The sequence below is a fragment of the Pseudomonas sp. NGC7 genome, assembly GCF_047159675.1.
GTDB lineage: Bacteria > Pseudomonadota > Gammaproteobacteria > Pseudomonadales > Pseudomonadaceae > Aquipseudomonas > Aquipseudomonas kermanshahensis.
Window position 1 is genome coordinate 1,622,689 of the sequence record NZ_BAAFZY010000001.1, and the last position, 19,851, is coordinate 1,642,539.

At 61.4% G+C, this 19,851-nt stretch carries 18 protein-coding genes and 1 pseudogene; 11 read left to right on the plus strand and 8 right to left on the minus strand.

All coding sequences use genetic code 11. From position 1 onward, the window contains the following. The first annotated feature begins 10 nt into the window (after positions 1–10). Positions 11–691 (plus strand): bifunctional 4-hydroxy-2-oxoglutarate aldolase/2-dehydro-3-deoxy-phosphogluconate aldolase, encoded by a 681-nt coding sequence (locus tag ACMCNM_RS07445; RefSeq protein WP_027595673.1) that lies wholly within the window; start codon positions 11–13, stop codon positions 689–691. 161 nt (positions 692–852) lie between these two features. On the opposite strand, the gene ACMCNM_RS07450 is transcribed toward ACMCNM_RS07445, so the two are convergent. Beyond that, complete coding sequence (locus ACMCNM_RS07450; RefSeq protein ID WP_263970706.1) at positions 853–975, minus strand: hypothetical protein; 123 nt, start codon at positions 973–975, stop codon at positions 853–855. A gap of 338 nt (positions 976–1,313) precedes the next feature. On the opposite strand from ACMCNM_RS07450, the gene ACMCNM_RS07455 reads away from it, so the two are divergent. Together ACMCNM_RS07455 and ACMCNM_RS07460 are read left to right on the plus strand one after the other, a co-directional pair. Further along, positions 1,314–2,009 carry a monalysin family beta-barrel pore-forming toxin gene (locus ACMCNM_RS07455; protein WP_412764152.1) on the plus strand — a complete coding sequence of 232 codons (696 nt, stop codon included), beginning with the start codon at positions 1,314–1,316 and terminating at the stop codon, positions 2,007–2,009. A gap of 22 nt (positions 2,010–2,031) precedes the next feature. After that, the gene (locus tag ACMCNM_RS07460) at positions 2,032–2,769 is read left to right on the plus strand and encodes a monalysin family beta-barrel pore-forming toxin (RefSeq protein ID WP_412764153.1); all 738 of its coding nucleotides are present in this window, start codon (positions 2,032–2,034) and stop codon (positions 2,767–2,769) included. 58 nt (positions 2,770–2,827) lie between these two features. Here ACMCNM_RS07460 and leuA read toward each other — a convergent pair whose 3' ends face one another. The 4 genes and pseudogenes from leuA to ACMCNM_RS07480 form a co-directional block, all read right to left on the minus strand. Next, on the minus strand, positions 2,828–4,501 hold the full coding sequence (gene leuA / locus ACMCNM_RS07465) for a 2-isopropylmalate synthase (RefSeq protein WP_085272692.1): 1,674 nt from the start codon (positions 4,499–4,501) through the stop codon (positions 2,828–2,830). A gap of 423 nt (positions 4,502–4,924) precedes the next feature. Then, a complete protein-coding gene (locus ACMCNM_RS07470; protein WP_412764154.1) occupies positions 4,925–5,752 on the minus strand; it encodes a peptidoglycan DD-metalloendopeptidase family protein in 828 nt (275 codons plus the stop codon). Positions 5,753–5,755: 3 nt separating this feature from the next. Next, entirely contained in the window at positions 5,756–7,135 is a 1,380-nt protein-coding gene (xseA, locus tag ACMCNM_RS07475) for an exodeoxyribonuclease VII large subunit (protein WP_186675752.1), read from the minus strand. Positions 7,136–7,257: 122 nt separating this feature from the next. Beyond that, positions 7,258–8,133: pseudogene (locus tag ACMCNM_RS07480) on the minus strand (LysR family transcriptional regulator); the annotation flags it as partial. Between the two features lie 97 nt (positions 8,134–8,230). Between ACMCNM_RS07480 and ACMCNM_RS07485 the strand changes: the two are divergent. From ACMCNM_RS07485 to guaA, 4 genes are all read left to right on the plus strand, one after another. After that, positions 8,231–8,986 (plus strand): sulfite exporter TauE/SafE family protein, encoded by a 756-nt coding sequence (locus ACMCNM_RS07485; RefSeq protein ID WP_412764155.1) that lies wholly within the window; start codon positions 8,231–8,233, stop codon positions 8,984–8,986. A 46-nt stretch (positions 8,987–9,032) separates the two neighbouring features. Then, positions 9,033–9,590: a hypothetical protein gene (locus ACMCNM_RS07490; RefSeq protein WP_027595679.1), complete on the plus strand. Its 558-nt coding sequence runs from the start codon at positions 9,033–9,035 to the stop codon at positions 9,588–9,590. An 86-nt stretch (positions 9,591–9,676) separates the two neighbouring features. Next, positions 9,677–11,146, plus strand: coding sequence for an IMP dehydrogenase (gene guaB, locus ACMCNM_RS07495; protein WP_027595680.1), 1,470 nt, complete (start codon positions 9,677–9,679; stop codon positions 11,144–11,146). Between the two features lie 78 nt (positions 11,147–11,224). Continuing rightward, positions 11,225–12,802, plus strand: a complete 1,578-nt coding sequence (guaA, locus tag ACMCNM_RS07500) for a glutamine-hydrolyzing GMP synthase (RefSeq protein ID WP_099453063.1) — start codon at positions 11,225–11,227, stop codon at positions 12,800–12,802. Positions 12,803–13,077: 275 nt separating this feature from the next. Here the strand turns inward: guaA and ACMCNM_RS07505 are convergent, their stop codons facing one another. Continuing rightward, entirely contained in the window at positions 13,078–13,545 is a 468-nt protein-coding gene (locus ACMCNM_RS07505; protein ID WP_412764156.1) for an N-acetyltransferase family protein, read from the minus strand. A gap of 168 nt (positions 13,546–13,713) precedes the next feature. On the opposite strand from ACMCNM_RS07505, the gene ACMCNM_RS07510 reads away from it, so the two are divergent. From ACMCNM_RS07510 to tadA, 4 genes are all read left to right on the plus strand, one after another. Next, positions 13,714–14,757, plus strand: a complete 1,044-nt coding sequence (locus ACMCNM_RS07510) for an NAD(P)/FAD-dependent oxidoreductase (RefSeq protein ID WP_265969759.1) — start codon at positions 13,714–13,716, stop codon at positions 14,755–14,757. Continuing rightward, entirely contained in the window at positions 14,754–15,548 is a 795-nt protein-coding gene (locus ACMCNM_RS07515; protein WP_265969758.1) for an APH(3') family aminoglycoside O-phosphotransferase, read from the plus strand. The genes ACMCNM_RS07510 and ACMCNM_RS07515 overlap by 4 nt, the downstream gene beginning before the upstream one ends. Positions 15,549–15,689: 141 nt before the next feature. Continuing rightward, positions 15,690–17,072, plus strand: coding sequence for a multicopper oxidase family protein (locus tag ACMCNM_RS07520; protein ID WP_027595684.1), 1,383 nt, complete (start codon positions 15,690–15,692; stop codon positions 17,070–17,072). Next, positions 17,072–17,557 carry a tRNA adenosine(34) deaminase TadA gene (gene tadA / locus ACMCNM_RS07525; protein ID WP_027595685.1) on the plus strand — a complete coding sequence of 162 codons (486 nt, stop codon included), beginning with the start codon at positions 17,072–17,074 and terminating at the stop codon, positions 17,555–17,557. The genes ACMCNM_RS07520 and tadA overlap by 1 nt, the downstream gene beginning before the upstream one ends. Before the next feature lie 25 nt (positions 17,558–17,582). Here the strand turns inward: tadA and ACMCNM_RS07530 are convergent, their stop codons facing one another. Beyond that, positions 17,583–18,116 (minus strand): hypothetical protein, encoded by a 534-nt coding sequence (locus ACMCNM_RS07530; RefSeq protein ID WP_412764157.1) that lies wholly within the window; start codon positions 18,114–18,116, stop codon positions 17,583–17,585. Positions 18,117–18,350: 234 nt separating this feature from the next. Beyond that, positions 18,351–19,808, minus strand: coding sequence for a membrane-bound lytic murein transglycosylase MltF (gene mltF / locus ACMCNM_RS07535; RefSeq protein WP_027595687.1), 1,458 nt, complete (start codon positions 19,806–19,808; stop codon positions 18,351–18,353). Positions 19,809–19,851: the final 43 nt, after the last annotated feature.

The following is a 19,851-nucleotide window of genomic DNA, read 5'->3' on the forward strand; positions in this document are numbered from 1 at the left end:
ATCCACTGTCATGACCACCCTTGAACGCCCACAGACTCTGCTCTCGATGGCCGACAAAGCCGCCCGGATCGACGCGATCTGCGACAAGGCGCGCATCCTGCCGGTGATCACCATCGCCCGTGAGGAAGACATCCTGCCGCTGGCCGACGCCTTGGCTGCGGGCGGCATTCGTACCCTTGAGGTGACCCTGCGTTCCCAGCACGGCCTGAAGGCCATTCAGGTGCTGCGCGAGCAGCGCCCAGAGCTGTGCATTGGTGCCGGTACTGTGCTCGATCGCAGTATGTTCGCGGCAGTCGAAGCGGCTGGCGCGCAGTTCGTGGTCACCCCGGGCATCACCCAGGACATTCTCGAAGCCGGTGTGCAAAGCGATATCCCGCTCCTGCCGGGTATCAGTACGCCGTCCGAGATCATGATGGGCTACGCCCTGGGCTATCGCCGGTTCAAGCTGTTCCCGGCGGAAATCAGCGGTGGCGTGGCCGCGATCAAGGCGTTTGGCGGCCCGTTTGGCGACATTCGTTTCTGCCCGACCGGCGGGGTAAACCCGGCCAATGTGCGCAACTACATGGCGCTGCCCAATGTGATGTGCGTGGGTGGCACCTGGATGCTCGACAGCAGCTGGATCAAGAACGGCGACTGGGCACGGATCGAGGCGTGCAGTGCCGAGGCGATGGCGTTGTTGGACGCTAACTGAATTTGTTGTGTGCTTTACGGCTTATGGGGCGCTTGGTCGGCGCCCCTTTTTTTTGACCTTGATCCGGTTGTTAATCCCTTCTAGCTGTCCAGTGTGCATGGGCAAACGCACCCCTGCTCAGGACCCGCGCCAGTAGCCCCTCCGTCGTTTAGCAAACTGCTTCAGTGCCGGTAACGCACTTCCATCAGCAAGCCATGCCACTGCGCTTGCTTGATGAGCTTGCGTGGAAGTTTGTCATGCCGCAGGCGGTTGGCCTCATCCACTCGAACCCAGTTAATCATCATCTATCAAGCCGCCGTTCTTGTTTCTGTCTTTCCCGGGATTCCGTGAAGAACCTTTTTTAAGTGTGAAGAAGCATCTTGGCTGAAGTTGCTGTGGCAGCGACTTAGTGGTCTACACCTATTTCCCTGCGAGAAATCAATCGCAGCCGCACTTTTCCAGCATTCAGTGAAGAGCTCTTTAATGCCTGCTGTTGTGCAGTGCATTGATGCTTTCAATCTTAATGCAGTCAGCCCTCTGCTCATGGAGCTTATTCAAACGGGGTGAGAACTCTTTCCCGATTATTTATGCCATAACGTGATGGCTATGATGATGCGCCAATTTTGATCGCGGAGCGTCAGTAATGAGTGATTACGCATCAGTAAGATTTAATGGGTCGTATGAAATAGAGCGAAGTCTTTACTCCTTGAGTGTAGGCGAGTCTGGAGTTTTTGTAGGCGGTGATACGGTTCTAGGCGCTATACACGTTCACGGAAAGTCACTGGAGTGCTTCACTCGGCCGGTTTATGCGTATCTGGCGCATTGTGAGATGGTGCAAGGCACCGTCTCGGGAGGGAGTGTTCATCGCCAACCCTATCAGTGCGGTTTCAGTAGCTGGTTTTATTCCGAAGTGGTGGGGGGCTTCAAAGTCAGTCCGGGCATCGATCGAGTCAATGCCCTGTCGGGTATTGTGTGTGGTGTATCTCCGCGCAAACTGTGGGCGAAGCCAAGTACTTGTTTCAAGGACATTCCCCTGAGCGGAGCGGGGCACTTCTCTATCTATCAAATGCACATGGTGTATGCCCATTGTGCAGTGGGTAAGTCATTAAAAAAAATTCAGGGCAGTCAGGCGCTATCTGAGGCATTTCATAGCGTTGATAGCCAACGGATCATGCTGTCGTCCCTTGGCTTCGACCGGCTCTTGGCAGTCAAACTTGAGGATAGCGTCGAGCCTGAGTCGTGGAGTGCAGTTAAGCAGAAGCTACTGCAGGAATCAGCTTTCGATATGACGTCGTTCGCTGATGTTGGGCAGATTGAGAAATTCAATCGTTACATTTAAATAAGCGTGCTGGAGATGTTGCATGAGCTTTATTGATAAAGAAATGATCAGGCAGATTGATAATTTCCCACACGAGCGTGGGCTTTACGACATTGAGAAACATCTGTATGGAGGTGATGGAAAAATCAATGCTGGCTGCTGGATTTTTGGCGATACGGTCTATGGGGATATGTATCTCGGGAATCAGAACTGGGGCACCTACAGTACGCCGATCTTGGCCTATCTTGAGTACCTGGGGATGGCGCGGGTACCCAGTAGCGTTACTCATACTGAGGAAGTTTCCATTGTGGAGGGATACAGTTACGCATTCACCTCTTCCATGGAAACTGAAGTCAACCTAGGTGCTGGTTTTTTGGGCAGTGTGGTGGGGGGAAAGTTAACGTCTAGTACGACTGAGGGAATCAGCAAGTCAACGGGCCGCTCCCGAAAAATTGAAATTGAAGGGCCTGGAATTTATAATTTTTATCAGATGCATTTGGTATATGCCCATTGTGTCACGGGGGCCGGGGGTTTTGCAGATTTCTTCAAGTATGCAAAGACAAAACAAATAGGCGGTGAGACATTCAGGGAAGACCTTTGTATTCTGACCTCGATGGCAACCAGTTCCATTATCACTGTGGCCAGCGCGAACTCGGTAAAGCCATTAGGGTGGGGTGAGATTCAAGAAGCCGCCTTGATGAAGGGGCACAACTTCCCTGGAAATAGTGGCCGATGGATATTTAACTACGGCGCGTACCATACACCTGGCAGCCGATACTGAGTGAGGTTGGTGCTGTAAAAGAAACCGCACGCTGGGTGCGGTTTCTTTACAAAGCGCATCAGGCCGCTTTGGCTTCCTGCTGGCTCAGCGAGCGGTTAAGCGCGCTGAACAACGCCTTGAAGCTGGCTGTGGTGATGTTTTCATCGATGCCCACACCATGAACCGGGCGACCACCGGCCACGCGCAGTTCGATGTACGCTGCCGCCTTGGCATTGGTGCCAGCGCCAATGGCGTGCTCGTTGTAGTCCATGATTTCCACGGCAATCGGCAGGCCGGCCACCAGGGCTTCCAGGGCGCCATTGCCCTTGCCGCGCCAGTGCAGGGTGGTTTCGCCTTCGCCGGCGACTTCCACTTCCACGGCGCTGTGGCCGTTTTCTTCCTGCAGGCGGTGGCTGACCAGCGCATACGGGGCGTTGGCCTGGAGGTATTCCTTCTGCAGCAGGCTGTAGATCTGCTTGGCGGTCATTTCCAGGCCCAGGCGGTCGGTTTCACCCTGTACCACTTGGCTGAATTCGATCTGCATGCGGCGCGGCAGGCTGATGCCGTATTCCTGCTCGAGCAGGTAGGTGATGCCGCCTTTGCCCGACTGGCTGTTGACGCGGATGACCGCCTCGTAGCTGCGGCCGATGTCGGCCGGGTCGATCGGCAGGTAGGGCACTTCCCACAGCTCGCCTTCCTGTTGCTTGGCGAAGCCCTTGCGGATGGCGTCCTGGTGCGAGCCGGAGAACGCGGTGTGGACCAGGTCGCCCACATACGGGTGACGTGGGTGCACCGGCAGCTGGTTGCACTCTTCGACGACTTTGCGCACGCCGTCGATGTCGGAGAAGTCCAGCTGCGGGTCGATGCCCTGGGTGTAGAGATTCAGTGCCAAGGTCACCAGGTCGACGTTGCCGGTACGCTCGCCGTTGCCGAACAGGCAGCCTTCGGCGCGGTCGGCGCCGGCCATCAGGCCCAACTCGGTGGCGGCGATGCCGGTGCCGCGGTCGTTGTGGCAGTGCAGGCTGATGATCACGCTGTCACGGCGGCTGATGTTGCGGCAGAACCACTCGATCTGGTCGGCGTAGATGTTCGGCGTGGCGACTTCGACGGTGGCCGGCAGGTTGAGGATCAGCTTGTGCTCAGGGGTCGGGTTCCACACCTCGATGACCGCGTCGCAGACTTCCTTGGCGAATTCCAGTTCGGTGGCGCTGAAGGTTTCAGGCGAGTACTGGAAGGTCCACTGGGTTTCCGGCTGCTGGGCGGCGTACTTGACGAACAGTTTGGCCGCGTTCACTGCGATATCTTTCACGCCTTGCTTGTCCTGGTTGAAGACAATGCGGCGGAACGACGGGCTGGTGGCGTTGTACAGGTGGACGATGGCCTTCTTGGCGCCGCGCAGCGATTCGAACGTACGGGCGATGAGGTCTTCACGGGCCTGGGTCAGCACCTGGATGGTGGTGTCGTCCGGGATGTGGCCGTCTTCGATCAGGGTACGGACGAAGTCGAAATCGGTTTGCGAAGCGGACGGGAACGAGGCTTCGATTTCCTTGACGCCAACCTGCACCAAGGTCTTCCAGAAACGCAGCTTCTTCTCCGAATCCATCGGCTCGATCAGCGACTGGTTGCCATCACGCAGGTCGGAGCTGCACCAGATCGGCGCTGCAGTGATGGTTTTCGACGGCCAGGTGCGGTCAGGCAGGTCGATGGTCGGGAACGCGCGGTATTTCTTCGAAGGGTCTTTGAGCATGGTCATGGAAGCAATCCTTTTGTATGCGGCCGAGATCGGGCCTGCCGAGCAATAACGAGATGAAAAGGCGAGGCGACGCGATTCACCCTGGTAGTCGGGCACTGACCAGGCAGAGGCTGCGATGTTGTCGGAGCAGAATGAGGGTGCTGAAGGTTTTCATGCCTCAACCCTAACCAGTGGGGTGAGGGATGGCAAGTGTTCGTAAAAAATTGAGAGAAATGCTTAAAAAAAGCTATATAGCGAGATTTTGTAGCGCTTATTGCGGCAAGGCTTTGAGGTTTTTGCGCGGTACTTTTTGATGGCGCAAGACAAGGGAAGTGGGGGTGTTTGGCCCGGCCTCTTCGCGGGCAAGCCCGCTCCCACAGGGATCTGAGCTGCGCCGCCAGCCTTGTGGGAGCGGGCTTGCCCGCGAAAAGGCTGGCGCCGATCTCAGGGTTGAAACGCACCAATGAAGATGGCCGGGTCGACCCGCGCATCGTTCAAGCTGACATTCCAGTGCATGTGCGGCCCGGTAGCTCGACCGGTCGAGCCAACCCGGCCCACCACATCGCCGCGACGCAACGCCTGCCCCACCTTCACATCGATCTTCGACATGTGGCAGAACATGCTGATAAAGCCCTGGCCATGGTCGACGAACACGGTACGGCCATTGAAGAAGTAATCCCCTACCAGGATTACCTGGCCATTGGCCGGGGTCTTGATTGGCGTGCCGGCCGGCACGGCGAAGTCCAGACCGGCATGCGGGTTGCGCTCTTCGCCGTTGAAGAAGCGGCGCACGCCGAACTTGCTCGACAGCGGGCCGCTGACCGGTTTGTCGAGGATCAGGTTGCTCGGCAAGGTCGGGCTGAAACTGCGGTAGGCCTTGATCTGCTCGGCCAGCTCGCGGTCGATGCGCTTGAGGTCGGCCGGGTTTGGGTTGACCTGGCGCGTGTTCTTCAGGGTGATGCGCTGCTCGGGGTACTGCTTGCTGCCGACCGTGAAGGGCAGGCTGCGGCCACCTTGGCTCAACACCGCGGTGCCGGGCTTCTGGGTCAGTGGAATGCCGACGATCGCCAGCCAGTTATCCTGCTCCTTGACCACCAGCACCGGCTTGCCGTCAAAGCGCGCGTTCGGCGCTGCGCTGCCGGGCCCTAGATCGACCACCGCCACGCCGCCGGGCACCGGTTTGTTCAAGGCACGGGTGATATAGCTGGCCTGGGCGCCGCTGGCCAGCAACAGCAGGGAAAGGGCGAGCAGGGGCGCGAACAGGCGGGGCATGGGTCAATCCAGTAGTGAGAGGGTGATGGGCGTCAGGTGGTTGTCTTCGACGCGCACCTGCAGTTCGCCTTCATTGAGGCGGGCGGTCAGGCGCTGGCCGTTGTGGGTTTGCTCGGCGCTGCGGATGGCCTGGCCACGCTCATCGAGCAGGATGCTGTAGCCGCGGGCGAGGGTGGCCAGCGGGCTGACCACTTGCAGCGTCTGCAGTTGTGCCTGGAAGCGCTGGCGACGGTCCTTGAGCACCTCGCGCATGGCCCGAGGCAGGCGTTCGGCGAGGCTGTCCAGGCGCTGGTTGAGCAGCTTCAGGGTGCGGCCCGGGTGTTGCGCGGCCAGGCGCGTGTCGAGGCGCCCCAGGCGCTCGCGGCGCTGGTTGAGGGTGTTCAAGAAGGCGCGGCGCAGGCGCATGTCCAGGTCGTCCAGGCGCTGGGCTTGCTGGCGCAGGCGCTCACCCGGATGGCGCAGGCGTCGGGCCAGCGATTCCACGCGCAGGCGGTCGTGGCTCAAGCGGTTTTGCATGCGCAGCAGCAGGCGCCGTTGCAGGCCGTCGAGGCGTTGCTGCAGGCCGCTGTTGTCGGGGGCCAGCAGTTCGGCGGCGGCCGATGGCGTGGGGGCGCGTACGTCGGCGACGAAATCGCAGATCGACACGTCGGTCTCATGGCCGACGGCGCTGACGATGGGCGTGACACAGGCGGCCACGGCACGTGCCACAGCTTCCTCGTTGAAGCTCCACAGGTCTTCCAGCGAGCCGCCGCCACGGGCCAGGATCAGCGCATCGAAACCGAGGCTGTCGGCCAGTTGTACGGCGCGCACGATCTGGGCGATGGACTCGCGGCCCTGTACCGCCGTGGGGATCAGGTTCAGTTCGACCTGCGGGGCGCGGCGGCCGAATACGCTGATGATGTCGCGGATCACCGCGCCGGTGGGCGAGGTGATGATGCCGATGCGCTGCGGGTGGGCCGGCAGCGGCTTTTTGCGCTCGGCGCTGAACAGGCCCTCGGCGCCGAGTTTTTCTTTCAAGGCCTCGAACGCCAAGCGCAGGGCGCCATCCCCGGCCGGTTCGACGGTGTCGAGAATCAGCTGATAGTCGCCACGCCCCTCGAACAGCGAGACCTTGCCACGCACCCGCACCGCGAGGCCATCACGCAGGGCCTGGCGGACCCGCGTGGCGTTCTGGCGGAACAGCGCGCAGCGCACCTGGGCGCCGCTGTCCTTGAGGGTGAAGTACATGTGGCCGGAGGCCGGGCGGGCGAGGTTGGAAATCTCGCCTTCCACCCAGACGCTGCGGAATACGTCTTCCAGCAGCACCCGGGCGCGGCCGTTGAGTTGGCTGACGGTGAGGACCTCGCGGTCCAGGCCGAGTCGTTCGAAAGGGTCTCTGATCATGGCAGGCATCATAAAGGACATCGGGGGGTGGCGGGAATTGGGTTGGGGCGTGCGGGTGTAGGGGCGCTCGATCTCAACTCCGCCGAAAATCCCCCGTCATGCACCAAGGCCCCCATCACGCCCCCCTGCATCGCCGCCAAAAACTGGCGCACCATCAGCCCAGCATCCCGCCGACACGCCAGTGCCACCGTACTCTCACACACCTCACCCAGCGCCACGAACCTGACCGATGCCGGCGCAATATCGCGCATGCATGCCGGCAACAGCGCCACCCCGAACCCTGCCTGAATCAGCTGCAGCTGCGTGGTCTTGCGTGAAACCACCTGGGCCGCCTGCGGGAAAAACCCTGCATTCATGCACAGCGAGGCCGACAAGTAGCTCAACCCGCCGCGGTCCCGGTGAGGAATCGAAATGAAGCGCTCGCCACGTAGCTGCTCCAGTTGCACGACCGGCGCTTTAGCCAAGGGGTGCCCGGCGGCGACAGCCAGCAACAAAGGCTCGCTGAACAGCTCATGCAGCACCACGCCTTCATGCTGGCGCAGCACCGGCAGCCGCAACAGGCCGATATCCAGCCGCCCAGCGGCGATATCCTCCAATTGCGCCTCCGAGGACTGCTGCGCAATCTCCAGTGCAATCCCAGGGTTGCCTTGCAAGTACGCGCCCAAGCGAGCCAGCAGAGGCCCGGTCAGCGGCACGGTGCTGGAGTGGTTCAGGCGCAGGCTGCCTTGCAAGCCGTCGCCCATGTCGCGGGTGATGCGCTCGGCCTGTGCCAGGTCGGCCAGCAAGCGGCGGGCACGCTGCAAAAAGGCGTCCCCGGCGAGCGTCAGGCGTGGCAGGCGCGCAGTGCGTTCGAACAATGGCGTGCCCAGGTGCTGCTCCAGCTCCTTGATCTGCCGGCTCAGCGCCGACTGGGCGATGTACAGCCGCTCGGCGGCGGCGCTGAAACTGCCGCTCTCGGCAATTTCCACGAAGTAACGCAACTGGCGGATCGACGTCATGTCATGCCTTTTCGAGATGGGTAATGGCGCAAAGGCATATTAGTCGGCATGGCTCATGGCTGGCTAACCTTTGCGTAACATCTCAGGAACACACGCCATGTTCACCTCATTGTCCTTTTCCGGCCTCGATTGGCTGCCCATCCTGCTCGGTGTCGGCCTGGCCTACATCGTTTTCGGCATTGCCGGTTTCGGCACTGCGCTGGTCGCGGCGCCGGTGCTGATTCACTTCATGCCGCTGTCTCGGATCATCCCGCTGTTGGTGCTGCTGGACTTCGTGGCGGCCTTCGGCAACTTGCTGCCGTCGCGCCGGGATGTGGTGCGCGGCGAGCTGCTGCGTCTGCTGCCCTTCATGGCGATAGGGTGCACCTTGGGGGTGGTGTTCCTGCTGCGTCTCAAGTCCGACCTACTGCTGTTGCTGATGGGCCTGTTCGTCAGTGCCTATGCGTTCTATAACCTGGCGGTGAAGGTGCGTCCGGCGACCTTGTCCGGCTTCTGGGCGGTACCCATGGGCACGGTAGGGGGCTTGTTCGGCGCATTGTTCGGCAGCGGCGGTTTTCTCTATGCGCTGTACCTCAGTGCTCGCCTGGAGGCGAAAGAGCAGGTGCGGGCTACCCAAAGTGCGTTGATCAGTTGCAGCACGGTGGTGCGCCTGTCGCTGTTCCTGATTGCCGGGGTCTACGCCGACAGCAGCCTGCTGTTGCTCGCTGCCTGCCTGTTGCCGGTGATGTTCTTCGGCTTGTGGGTAGGACGCCGGCTGACGCTGAAACTGTCCCGCGAGGCCTTTGTGCGCCTGGTCACGTGGCTGGTGCTGGCCAGTGGCTTGGCCATGATTGGTCGCTACCTGAGCCTGTGAGCGGTAGAATTGCGGCATTACCGCAGTTCGCAGGTTTGCTTCCTTAATGAACACCCAGAGCATCATCGTCCCCAAGCTTTCCACCGTTCCGGCCAACGAGGCCCGCGCCCGGGCGATCGTACGCTGGCTGGTGCGCGAGAAAATCGTCGAAGAGCAACTCACCACCTGTGGCCGCACCGGAAACCGCATGGGCCATGCCTTGGCCGAAGGTGCGCGCAAGGTAGCCCTGCACCCCGAGAAACTGCCCTTCGGTGAGCAGGCCAGCGGCCTCGAGATCATGCTCAAGCGCTGCATCTATACCCCGACCGACGGTTTTCTCGAAGAAGCCGGCTGCCCGGAGTGCCGCCGTGAAGTCGGCGAGCCGCTGTTCGAGAGCCTGGAGGAGTGGATGCCAGGGGTCAGTGACAACTTCACCTGCCCGCTGTGCGGCTTCGAAGACGACATCAATGGCTTTCTTTACCTGCAGCCATGTGCCTTTTCCAACCTGGGGTTCATCTTCAACAACTGGGGCGAGGCTGGGTTCACCCAGGCCTTTCTCGACAGCTTCGCCGACTGGCTCGACCAGCCAGTGGCGGTCGTGCAGGTAAAACTGCCAGAACGCTGACCGAAGGCCCTTATTTTGCATTGAGCGGCGCGCCGTGGATGAGTATAATGGCGCGCTTCCATTTTTCCCGCCCGGGAGCCCCCGCGATGCTGCGTATCAGCCAAGAAGCCCTGACTTTCGACGATATCCTCCTTGTACCTGGCTATTCCGAGGTACTGCCCAATGAAGTCAGTCTCAAGACCCGTTTGACTCGTGGCATCGAGCTGAACATCCCTCTGGTTTCCGCCGCCATGGATACCGTGACCGAAGCGCGTCTGGCCATTGCCATGGCTCAGGAAGGCGGCATCGGCATCATCCACAAGAACATGACCATCGAACAGCAGGCCGGCGAAGTGCGCAAGGTCAAGAAGTTCGAGGCTGGCGTGGTCAAGGACCCGATCACCATCGAAGCAGACGCCACCGTGCGCGACCTGTTCGACCTGACCCGCCTGAACAACATTTCGGGTGTTCCGGTGCTGGAGAACGGTGACCTGGTCGGTATCGTCACCTCCCGTGACGTGCGCTTCGAAACCCGTCTGGATGCCAAGGTCCGCGATGTGATGACGCCCAAAGAGCGTCTGGTCACCGTGCGCGAAGGCGCCAACAAGAACGAAGTCCGCGAGCTGCTGCACAAGCACCGCCTGGAAAAAGTCCTGATCGTCGACGACAAGTTCAGCCTCAAGGGCATGATGACCGTCAAAGACATCGAAAAAGCCAAGGCCTACCCGCTGGCCAGCAAGGACGACCAAGGTCGCCTGCGCGTCGGCGCTGCCGTCGGTACCGGCAAGGACACTGGCGAGCGCGTTGCTGCCCTCGTTGCCGCTGGCGTTGACGTGGTGGTGGTCGACACCGCCCACGGTCACTCCAAAGGCGTGATCGACCGCGTACGCTGGGTCAAGGAAACCTACCCGCAAGTGCAGGTGATCGGCGGCAACATCGCCACCGGCGCTGCGGCCAAGGCCCTGGCTGAAGCTGGCGCTGACGCCGTCAAGGTCGGTATCGGCCCAGGCTCGATCTGCACCACCCGCATCGTTGCCGGTGTCGGCGTGCCGCAAATCAGCGCCATCGCCAACGTCGCCGCTGCGCTGGAAGGCACGGGCGTCCCGCTGATCGCCGACGGTGGCATCCGCTTCTCCGGTGACCTGTCCAAGGCCATCGTTGCCGGTGCTTCCTGCGTGATGATGGGTTCGATGTTCGCCGGTACCGAAGAGGCCCCGGGTGAAGTCGAGCTGTTCCAGGGCCGCTCCTACAAGGCCTACCGCGGCATGGGCTCGCTGGGTGCCATGGCACAGGCGCAGGGTTCGTCCGACCGTTACTTCCAGGACTCCTCGGCCGGCGCCGAGAAGCTGGTACCGGAAGGCATCGAAGGCCGCGTACCGTACAAGGGTGCCTTGGCAGCCATCATCCACCAGCTGATGGGCGGCCTGCGTTCGTCCATGGGCTACACCGGCAGCGCAACCATCGAAGAGATGCGCACCAAGCCGGAATTCGTGCGCATCACCGGTGCCGGCATGGCCGAGTCCCACGTGCATGACGTGCAGATCACCAAAGAAGCCCCTAACTACCGCGTAGGCTGAGGCTTCCAGCACTATCAGCATGCGGGGCTGTCACGACAGCCCCGCGTCGTTTCCGATTTCCACTGACGAGATTGAGTCATGGCCCTCGACATTCACGCTCACCGCATCCTGATCCTCGATTTCGGTTCCCAGTACACCCAGCTGATCGCCCGCCGCGTGCGCGAGATCGGTGTCTACTGCGAACTGCATCCGTTCGACATGGACGATGAAGCGATCCGCGAATTCAACCCGCGCGGCATCATCCTCGCCGGCGGCCCCGAGTCGGTACACGAAGCCAACAGCCCGCGCGCGCCGCAGGCTGTGTTCGACCTGAACGTACCGCTGCTGGGCATCTGCTACGGCATGCAGACCATGGCCGAGCAACTGGGCGGCAAGGTGACCGGTTCCGACCTGCGCGAATTCGGCTACGCCCGCGTTGATGTGGTCGGCAAGAGCCGCCTGCTCGATGGCATCGAAGACCACGTAGACGCCGACGGCGTGCTGGGCTTGGACGTGTGGATGAGCCACGGTGACAAGGTCACCCAGATGCCTGGCGACTTCCACGTGCTGGCCAGCACCCCGAGCTGCCCGATTGCCGGCATGTTCGACGACGCGCGCGGCTACTACGGCGTGCAGTTCCACCCGGAAGTGACCCACACCAAGCAGGGCGGTCGCATCCTCTCGCGCTTCGTCCAGGACATCTGCGGCTGCGAAGCCCTGTGGACCCCGTCCAACATCGTCGAAGACGCCATCGCCCAAGTGCGTGAGCAAGTTGGTTCGGCCAACGTCCTGCTGGGCTTGTCCGGCGGCGTGGACTCCTCCGTGGTTGCCGCGCTGCTGCACCGCGCCATTGGTGACCAGCTGACCTGCGTGTTCGTCGACAACGGCCTGCTGCGCCTGCATGAAGGCGACCAGGTGATGGCCATGTTCAAAGAGAACATGGGCGTCAAGGTGATCCGTGCCGACGCCGAGGCGCAGTTCCTGGGCAACCTGGAAGGCGAAGCGGACCCTGAGAAGAAGCGCAAGATCATCGGTCGCACCTTCATCGACATCTTCGATGCTGAAGCCAGCAAGCTGGAAAACATCCAGTTCCTGGCCCAGGGCACCATCTACCCGGACGTGATCGAGTCGGCTGGCGCCAAGAGCGGCAAGGCCCACGTGATCAAGTCGCACCACAACGTCGGTGGCCTGCCAGAGGAAATGAACCTCAAGCTGGTCGAGCCGCTGCGCGAGCTGTTCAAGGACGAAGTCCGCAAGATCGGCCTGGAGCTGGGCCTGCCGTACGACATGGTCTACCGCCACCCGTTCCCAGGCCCGGGCCTGGGCGTGCGTATCCTCGGTGAAGTGAAGAAGGAATACGCCGACATTCTGCGTCGCGCTGACCACATCTTCATCGAAGAACTGCGCAAAGCCGACTGGTACCACAAGACCAGCCAGGCCTTCGTGGTGTTCCAGCCGGTCAAGTCGGTTGGCGTCGTTGGCGACGGCCGTCGTTACGCTTGGGTCGTGGCCCTGCGTGCCGTCGAGACCGTGGACTTCATGACCGCGCGTTGGGCACACCTGCCGTACGAGCTGCTGGAGACCGTCAGCGGCCGTATCATTAACGAAATCGAAGGCATCTCGCGCGTCACTTACGACGTGTCGAGCAAGCCGCCGGCCACTATCGAGTGGGAATGATTTCGCGCCCGGCCACGGCCGGCGTCCGATAGCAGGAAGCTACCAAAAGCCCGCATGATTGCGTAATGATGTTCACTTAAGAATGCCGGGGCCGCTCTGCGGCCCATCGCGGCACAAGGCCGCTCCCACACCGACCGCGTTATGCCCCTATTTACAGGGCATGCGCGAACATTGTGGGAGCGGCCTTGTGCCGCGATGGGCCGCAAAGCGGCCCCAATACAGGCGATGGATAACTTAAGTGAACAGCATTACGCATGATTGCGGGCTTTTGCGTTTTACCCAGCGCGTGTATCGACCCTGAGCTGCAAGATCTCATCTCCCGCTTCGTCCTGCTCGCCTGTCGACGTCCAGCCTAGGTGCCGATAGAACCCATACGAGCGCACGTCAGGGTCGCTGGAGCACGCCAGGAACAGCCGCTCGAACCCCAGCGCCCGCAGGTGGTCGACGACCTTCTGCAGCAAGCGCTTGCCGATCCCTTGGCCCTCAAAGGCAGGCAGCAGGGCAAGCACGGTCACCTCGCCACTGTCCTTGTCGGCGAAGCAGTAGCCCACTATCTGGTTGCCCTTGCAGGCCACGAAGCCTGGGCCGCTTCCATCGCGAATGCCGCTGCTCCAGGAATCGACGGTGATGCCTAGCGCGCGCAGGTCTTCTTCTGTGAACGCGTTTTCCCGGGTCAATGCCCGGAGGGTCATGCACGCTGCGGCATCTTCAGGTACTGCAGGGCGACAGGTTATGGCTGTCATACGTTCGGCCTCACGTTGAAAGCGCCATTGTGCGTATACGACGGTCTGCGAGTCTGTGAGCAAACGTAAGCTGCCGGACGCCATTGAACGTGAATACGATTGTTCACAGACGTTAAGGCTGCCTTTGCGCACACTACGCTTCCTCGGTTTTGCGCAAGGACAAACGCAATGGCACGCAAAGTTCCTCATGTAGTGGTGGTGGGCGGCGGTATCCTCGGCGCCTCCATCGCCTGGCACCTGGCCCGGCGGGGTGCTCCGGTCACCGTGCTTGAACGCGAGCGTGCCATTGCCCGGGGTGTCACCGGGCACTCGTATGGTTGGGTGGGCAACGGCAGCCGCCTCCCTTCCGAGCACCCGGCAAGCTTTGCCTTGGAGCAGCTTGCCCTGGCTCAATTTGCGCAGCTGACGCAAGCGCTCGGGCCGCTGCCGGTGGCAGCGCAAGGTGGCTTGATCTGGCTCGACAGCGAGCAGGAGACCTTGGCCATGCTTGCCGAGCAGCAGGCGGCAGGTGTGTCGATGATGGCGGTGGGGCGCGAGCGCATCCGCGAGCTGGAGCCCGGCCTGGTGCGGGCACCGGACATGGCAATCTGGGCGCCGGACGATTTTGCGGTCGAGCCTGATGCACTGGCTGAGCGCTTGTTGGCGGCAGCCCAGGGCGAAGGCGCTAAGGTGCTTGAGGCGTGCGAGGTACTGGCGCTGGAGGTGCAGGGCACGCGCATTACCGGTGTGCGTACCCACGCGGGCATCGTGCAGGCGGATGTCGTTGTACTGGCCAATGCCATGGGCGCCCAGAGCCTGACCCGGCAACTGGGGCAGGATCTGCCCATCCACGAAGCGCCTGCGGTGCTGCTGCGGTTCGATGCCGCCCAGGTGCCGCTGCGCCATCTGCTGTACGGGCAGTCGCTGGAAGTGCGGCCCGCTCGAGGTGGTGGACTGCTGTCGGCAGCTGACTTCCCAGGTGAAGCGGGGATGGCCGAGCTCGGTCGTAGCAGTCTAGAAGCGGTTGCCAGTCTGTTTCAGCCCAGTTGCGAAATGTCGCTGCGATCAATCCGGGCAGTGTACCGGCCAAAAACCGACAGTGGCCTGCCACTGCGTACGTTCCTTGAGGGGTTCGAAGGGCTGTACGTCACGGTCGCTCACCCAGGCGTTATTCTGGCGCCGCTCATGGGCAGCGAGGCCTGCGAAGACATCCTCAAAGGGCAGATGCCATGACGAGGCGCACACCTGCCGAGCAGCTCCTGCCAGCAGGCTGGCGAGAGGCCCATGGCGTTGTGGCGATGGAGGTTCAGGCGCTTGGCGAGTCTGGGGCCAGTGTCTGGCGCCTGCGCCGCGAATGCGCCGAGGATCTGTTCCTCAAGTCCGAGCCCGTGGCGGCGCTGGCGGAGCTCCCGGGCGAGGTCAGCCGCCTGCGCTGGATGGCGGGGCAGGGCATGTCAGCGCCTCGGGTCATCGACGCCGCTACTGAACAGGGACGGCACTGGTTGTTGATGACTGCAGTGTCAGGTCAGAGCTTGGCTGAATCGACTAAGCGTGCGCCAGCGGCCACGGTTGCCCTGATGGCCGAGGCACTGCGCCAGCTGCACCAGCGACCGGTCGGGGAGTGCCCGTTCGATCATGCGCTGGCGGCGCGGGTGAGGTTGGCGCAAGCGCGCATTACGGCTGGCCTGGTCGATGAGGCAGACTTCGATGAAGAGCAGCTTGGGCGCACGGCCAGTGATGTGTTCGCCGACCTGTTGGCGGCGCGCCCGGCGAAGGAGGACCGGGTGGTGACCCATGGCGATGCCTGTCTACCGAACGTGATGGCTGAGGGTACACGCTTCAGCGGTTTCATCGACTGTGGCCGCCTGGGTGTGGCCGACCGTTGGCAGGACTTGGCGTTGGCAACCCGGGATATCGCCGCTGACCTGGGGGATGAGTGGGTGGCGCCCTTTCTGGCAAGCTATGGGATCGAAGCGGATCCTGCCCGGATCCGCTTTTATCGATTGCTGGACGAATTCTTTTGACGCTGCGCTCAGCTACCAGGCCCAGACCTCCCTGCGACAAGACTTCACTTAATCTTTCCCATTTGCAGGTGTATCGTATTCGCCCTTCATCGCCAGCCCTGCTGGCAGCTTGATTGCGCCGAACACGAGGTACCCGCACCGATGTCCTTCACCCGTCGACAAATGCTCAAGGGCCTCACCGGCCTGGTTGTGGTAGGCCTGGGCGCCGGAGGCGCAGCGCGGTACTGGCTGGGCAAGGTCGAGGACGAGAATGCCGGGCACGACTACGAGCTGATCGCCGCGCCCCTGGACGTGGAACTGGTGCCGGGCTTCAAGACCGAGGCTTGGGCCTTTGGCCCTTCGGCGCCAGGTACCGAGCTGCGGGTACGCCAGGGCACCTGGTTGCGGGTGCGGTTCATCAACCACTTGCCGGTCGAAACCACCATTCACTGGCATGGCATCCGCTTGCCGCTGGAAATGGACGGCGTGCCGTACGTGTCGCAGCTGCCGGTCAAGCCGGGCGAATACTTCGACTACAAGTTCCGCGTGCCGGATGCGGGCAGCTACTGGTATCACCCACATGTCAGCAGCTCGGAAGAGCTCGGCCGCGGGCTGGTCGGCCCTCTGATCGTCGAGGAGCGCGAGCCTACCGGGTTCCTGCACGAGCGCACGCTGAGCCTGAAAAACTGGCACGTAGACGAGCAGGGCGCCTGGCTGCCGTTCAGCATCCCGCGTGAGGCCGCGCGTAACGGCACTGCCGGGCGGCTGATCACCATCAACGGCCAGCCCGACGCGGTCACCGAGCTGCCGGCCGGCCAGGTGGTGCGTGTGCGCCTGCTGAACCTGGACAACACCTGGACCTACCGCCTTAACCTCAAGGGCAACTGCGAGGCGAAGATCTACGCCCTCGACGGCAACCCGGTGACCCCGCGCCCGTTGGAAGACGAGTACTGGCTTGGCCCTGGCATGCGCATCTGCCTGGCCATCCGGATTCCCGAAGCGGGTGAGGAAATTTCCCTGCGCGACGGTTTCGTGCGCCTGGGTACCCTGCGTTCGGTGCCGAGCAACGACGCGCCGAGTGACTGGCCGCCAGCGCTGCCGGCCAACCCGATCGCCGAGCCGGACCTGGAGAATGCTGAAAAGCTCAACTTCAATTTCGAGTGGGCGGCCAAAGTCTCTGTCACCCCTGACCCGAACAAACCATCGAGCCTGTGGCAGATCAACGGCCAGGCCTGGGACATCACCGACAAGACATGCGCCGACCGGCCCATCGCTACGCTGCAGAAGGGCAAGAGCTACATCTTCGAGCTGAAGAACATGACCCAGTACCAGCACCCGATCCACCTGCATGGCATGAGTTTCAAGGTGATTGCCTCCAACCGCCACGACATCAAGGAGCCGTGGTTCACCGATACCTACCTGCTGGGCAAGAACGAGCGGGCCCAAGTGGCACTTGTGGCCGATAACCCGGGCACCTGGATGTTCCACTGCCACGTCATCGACCACATGGAAACCGGCCTGATGGCCGCGATAGCGGTGGTCTGATGCGCCCACACATCATCGATCGCAGCCGCGATCAGGAATTCATGCGCATTGCTCTGGCCCTGGCGGCTGAGGGCGCGGCCATGGGCGAGGTGCCGGTGGGGGCGGTGCTGGTGCAGCATGGCCAGGTAATCGGCCAGGGCTTCAACCGGCCCATTATCGACAGCGACCCAAGCGCGCATGCCGAAATGGTCGCCATTCGGGCTGCGGCCAAGTCGGCGAGCAACTATCGGCTGCCGGGCAGCACGCTGTACGTGACCCTGGAGCCTTGCAGCATGTGCGCGGGGTTGATCGTGCATTCGCGGGTGGCGCGGGTTGTGTACGGGGCGCTGGAGCCCAAGGCGGGTATCGTGCAGAGCCAGGGTCAGTTCTTCGGCCAGGGCTTCCTCAACCATCGGGTGATGGTCGAGGGCGGGGTGCTGGCGGAGGAATGTGGGCAGATCCTCAGTGACTTTTTCAAGGCGCGAAGGGTAAAGAGGGGGGGATAGCAGGTGGCTAACGATACATAGGTTGTTATAGGTTGTTGGTATCTACACAAGTGAGCTTTCCAGCGATGTTTCCGCGCCTGTAGGCGTTCTTCTGCATTTTTAATCCACTGACGATCAGTTCCCCGTTTTCAATATTTCTAAGTTCTGAGAGAGGGATCTTGCTTGTATTAACTGCATCGTCGGTTACCTCGAGTATGAAGCGCCAGTCATTTTCTGGGCAATAGCTGTAGTCAGATTCTTTTGCAGGTCTGTCGCTCCCCAGTTTGATGGTGTTCCCCTTTGATGCATTGCTTACCTTGAAAAAATAAACCTGATCATTGCCGCAGTTGTCACTGCCCCTGTAGGCAGCTTTTCTTCGATATTCTATGTTCAAAGATGTGCAGGCGCTGTCGGTTGCGTTCTTGTAAAGATGAAGTTTGCCTGCGGCCACGTTTGGGTTACTGGCGTGTGATTCCGCCCTTTTTACTTCCGCTGCCTTGTAATCATCTTTGAGGGGTGATTGTGCCTGTGCGAACGCAGTCAGGCTGAGCAGCCCAAGAAGAATAAGGGGCTTGGTCATGCTTGTCTCCAGCGCCGTGGTTGTGGAGATGCATCTATAGAAGGGTGGCTGCTAGGCGGCAACTGGCATATTTACCAGTTGCGTAATCGTTAGGTTTTTGCTGTCACATCAGGCGATGTATAACGTTCCCAGAGACTTGAAACGTAAATCGCTTAGGGTGAGGTGCTGTAACTTACGGATGAAGCCGGGAAGGGAGTGAATGCCGGTCATTCCTGCGAACAGGCCCGTACAGGTTTACATCGGCGGCGACTGCTCTGCCGGCTTGTCTTTGTTTACCCCAGGCACATGCAAATTGCCCTCGGCCATCTGGCCTTCGAGCTGCGGCTGGGTCACCCAGGTCAGGATGTCGTAGTAACGGCGGATGTTGGCCACGAAGTGCACCGGCTCGCCGCCGCGGGCATAGCCGTACTTGGTCTTGCTGTACCACTGCTTCTGCGCCAGGCGTGGCAGCATTTTCTTCACGTCCAGCCACTTGTTCGGGTTGAGCTTCTCGCGCTTGGCCAGGGTGCGGGCGTCTTCCAGGTGGCCGCTGCCAACGTTATAGGCAGCCAGTGCGAACCAGGTGCGGTCGGGTTCCTGGATGCTGTCGTCGAGTTGCTCTTTGATCAGCATGAAGTACTTGGCACCACCCTGGATGCTCTGTTTCGGGTCCAGGCGATTGGACACGCCCATGGCCTGCGCCGTGCGCTGGGTGAGCATCATCAGGCCGCGCACGCCCGTCTTGGAGGTGACTTCCGGCTGCCACATCGATTCCTGGTAGCCGATGGCCGCCAGCAGGCGCCAGTCCACCTGTTCGACCTTGGCGTAGCTCTTGAAGTGTTTCTCGTACTTGGGCAGGCGCTGCTGCAGGTGCTGGGCGAACGTATAGGCGCCGACGTAGCCGAGTACGTCGACATGGCCGTAATAGCGGTCTTTCAGGCGCTGCAGGGTGCCGTTCTTCTGGGCCTTGTCGAGAAACTCGTTGACCTCGTTGAGCAGGCTGTTGTCCTCGCCGGCCGCCACCGCCCAGCGCTGGTCGCGGGTGTCGCCCAGGTCGAAGGCGACCCGAACGTTGGGGAAGTACACCTGGTTCATCGCCAGTTCGTTGGAGTCGACCAGGGTCAGGTCGATCTGGCCTTCATCGACCATGCGCAGCAAGTCGACCACCTCGACGGCGTCGGATTCTTCGTATTCCAGGCCCGGATACTGCTTTTTCAGCTCAGCCAGCTGGTCGGCATGGCTGCTGCCCTTGAGCACCATGATCTTCTTGCCGACCAGGCCCTTGGCTTCGGTCGGGCGCGAGCGGCCGTTGCGGTAGATGACTTGAGGGGTGACTTCCAGGTACGGGTGGGAGAATTTCGCCTGGGTCTTGCGCCGCTCGCTGCTTACCAGACCGGCGGCTGCCAGCACTGGGCCGGAGGGCTTGCCCAGCTCGTCGAACAGTTGGTCGAGGTTGTCGGCGGTCTCGATCTCCAGCTTTACGCCGAGATCATCGGCGAAATGCTTGACCAATTCGTATTCGAAGCCGGTTTCGCCGTTACGGTCCTGGAAATACGTCGCCGGGCTGTTGCGGGTGATTACGCGCAGCACGCCATCCTCCTTCACGCGCTCGAGGGTGCTGGGTTTTTCAACACAGGCACCGAGCATCAGAAAGAGTCCGGTTGCGATGAGCCATCTGGCGCAGCGCTGGCGCAAAGCAGTGTGGGCGAACATAGCTTGCAGTATACGCAAAGGACAGGCAGCGCCATATCTCGAC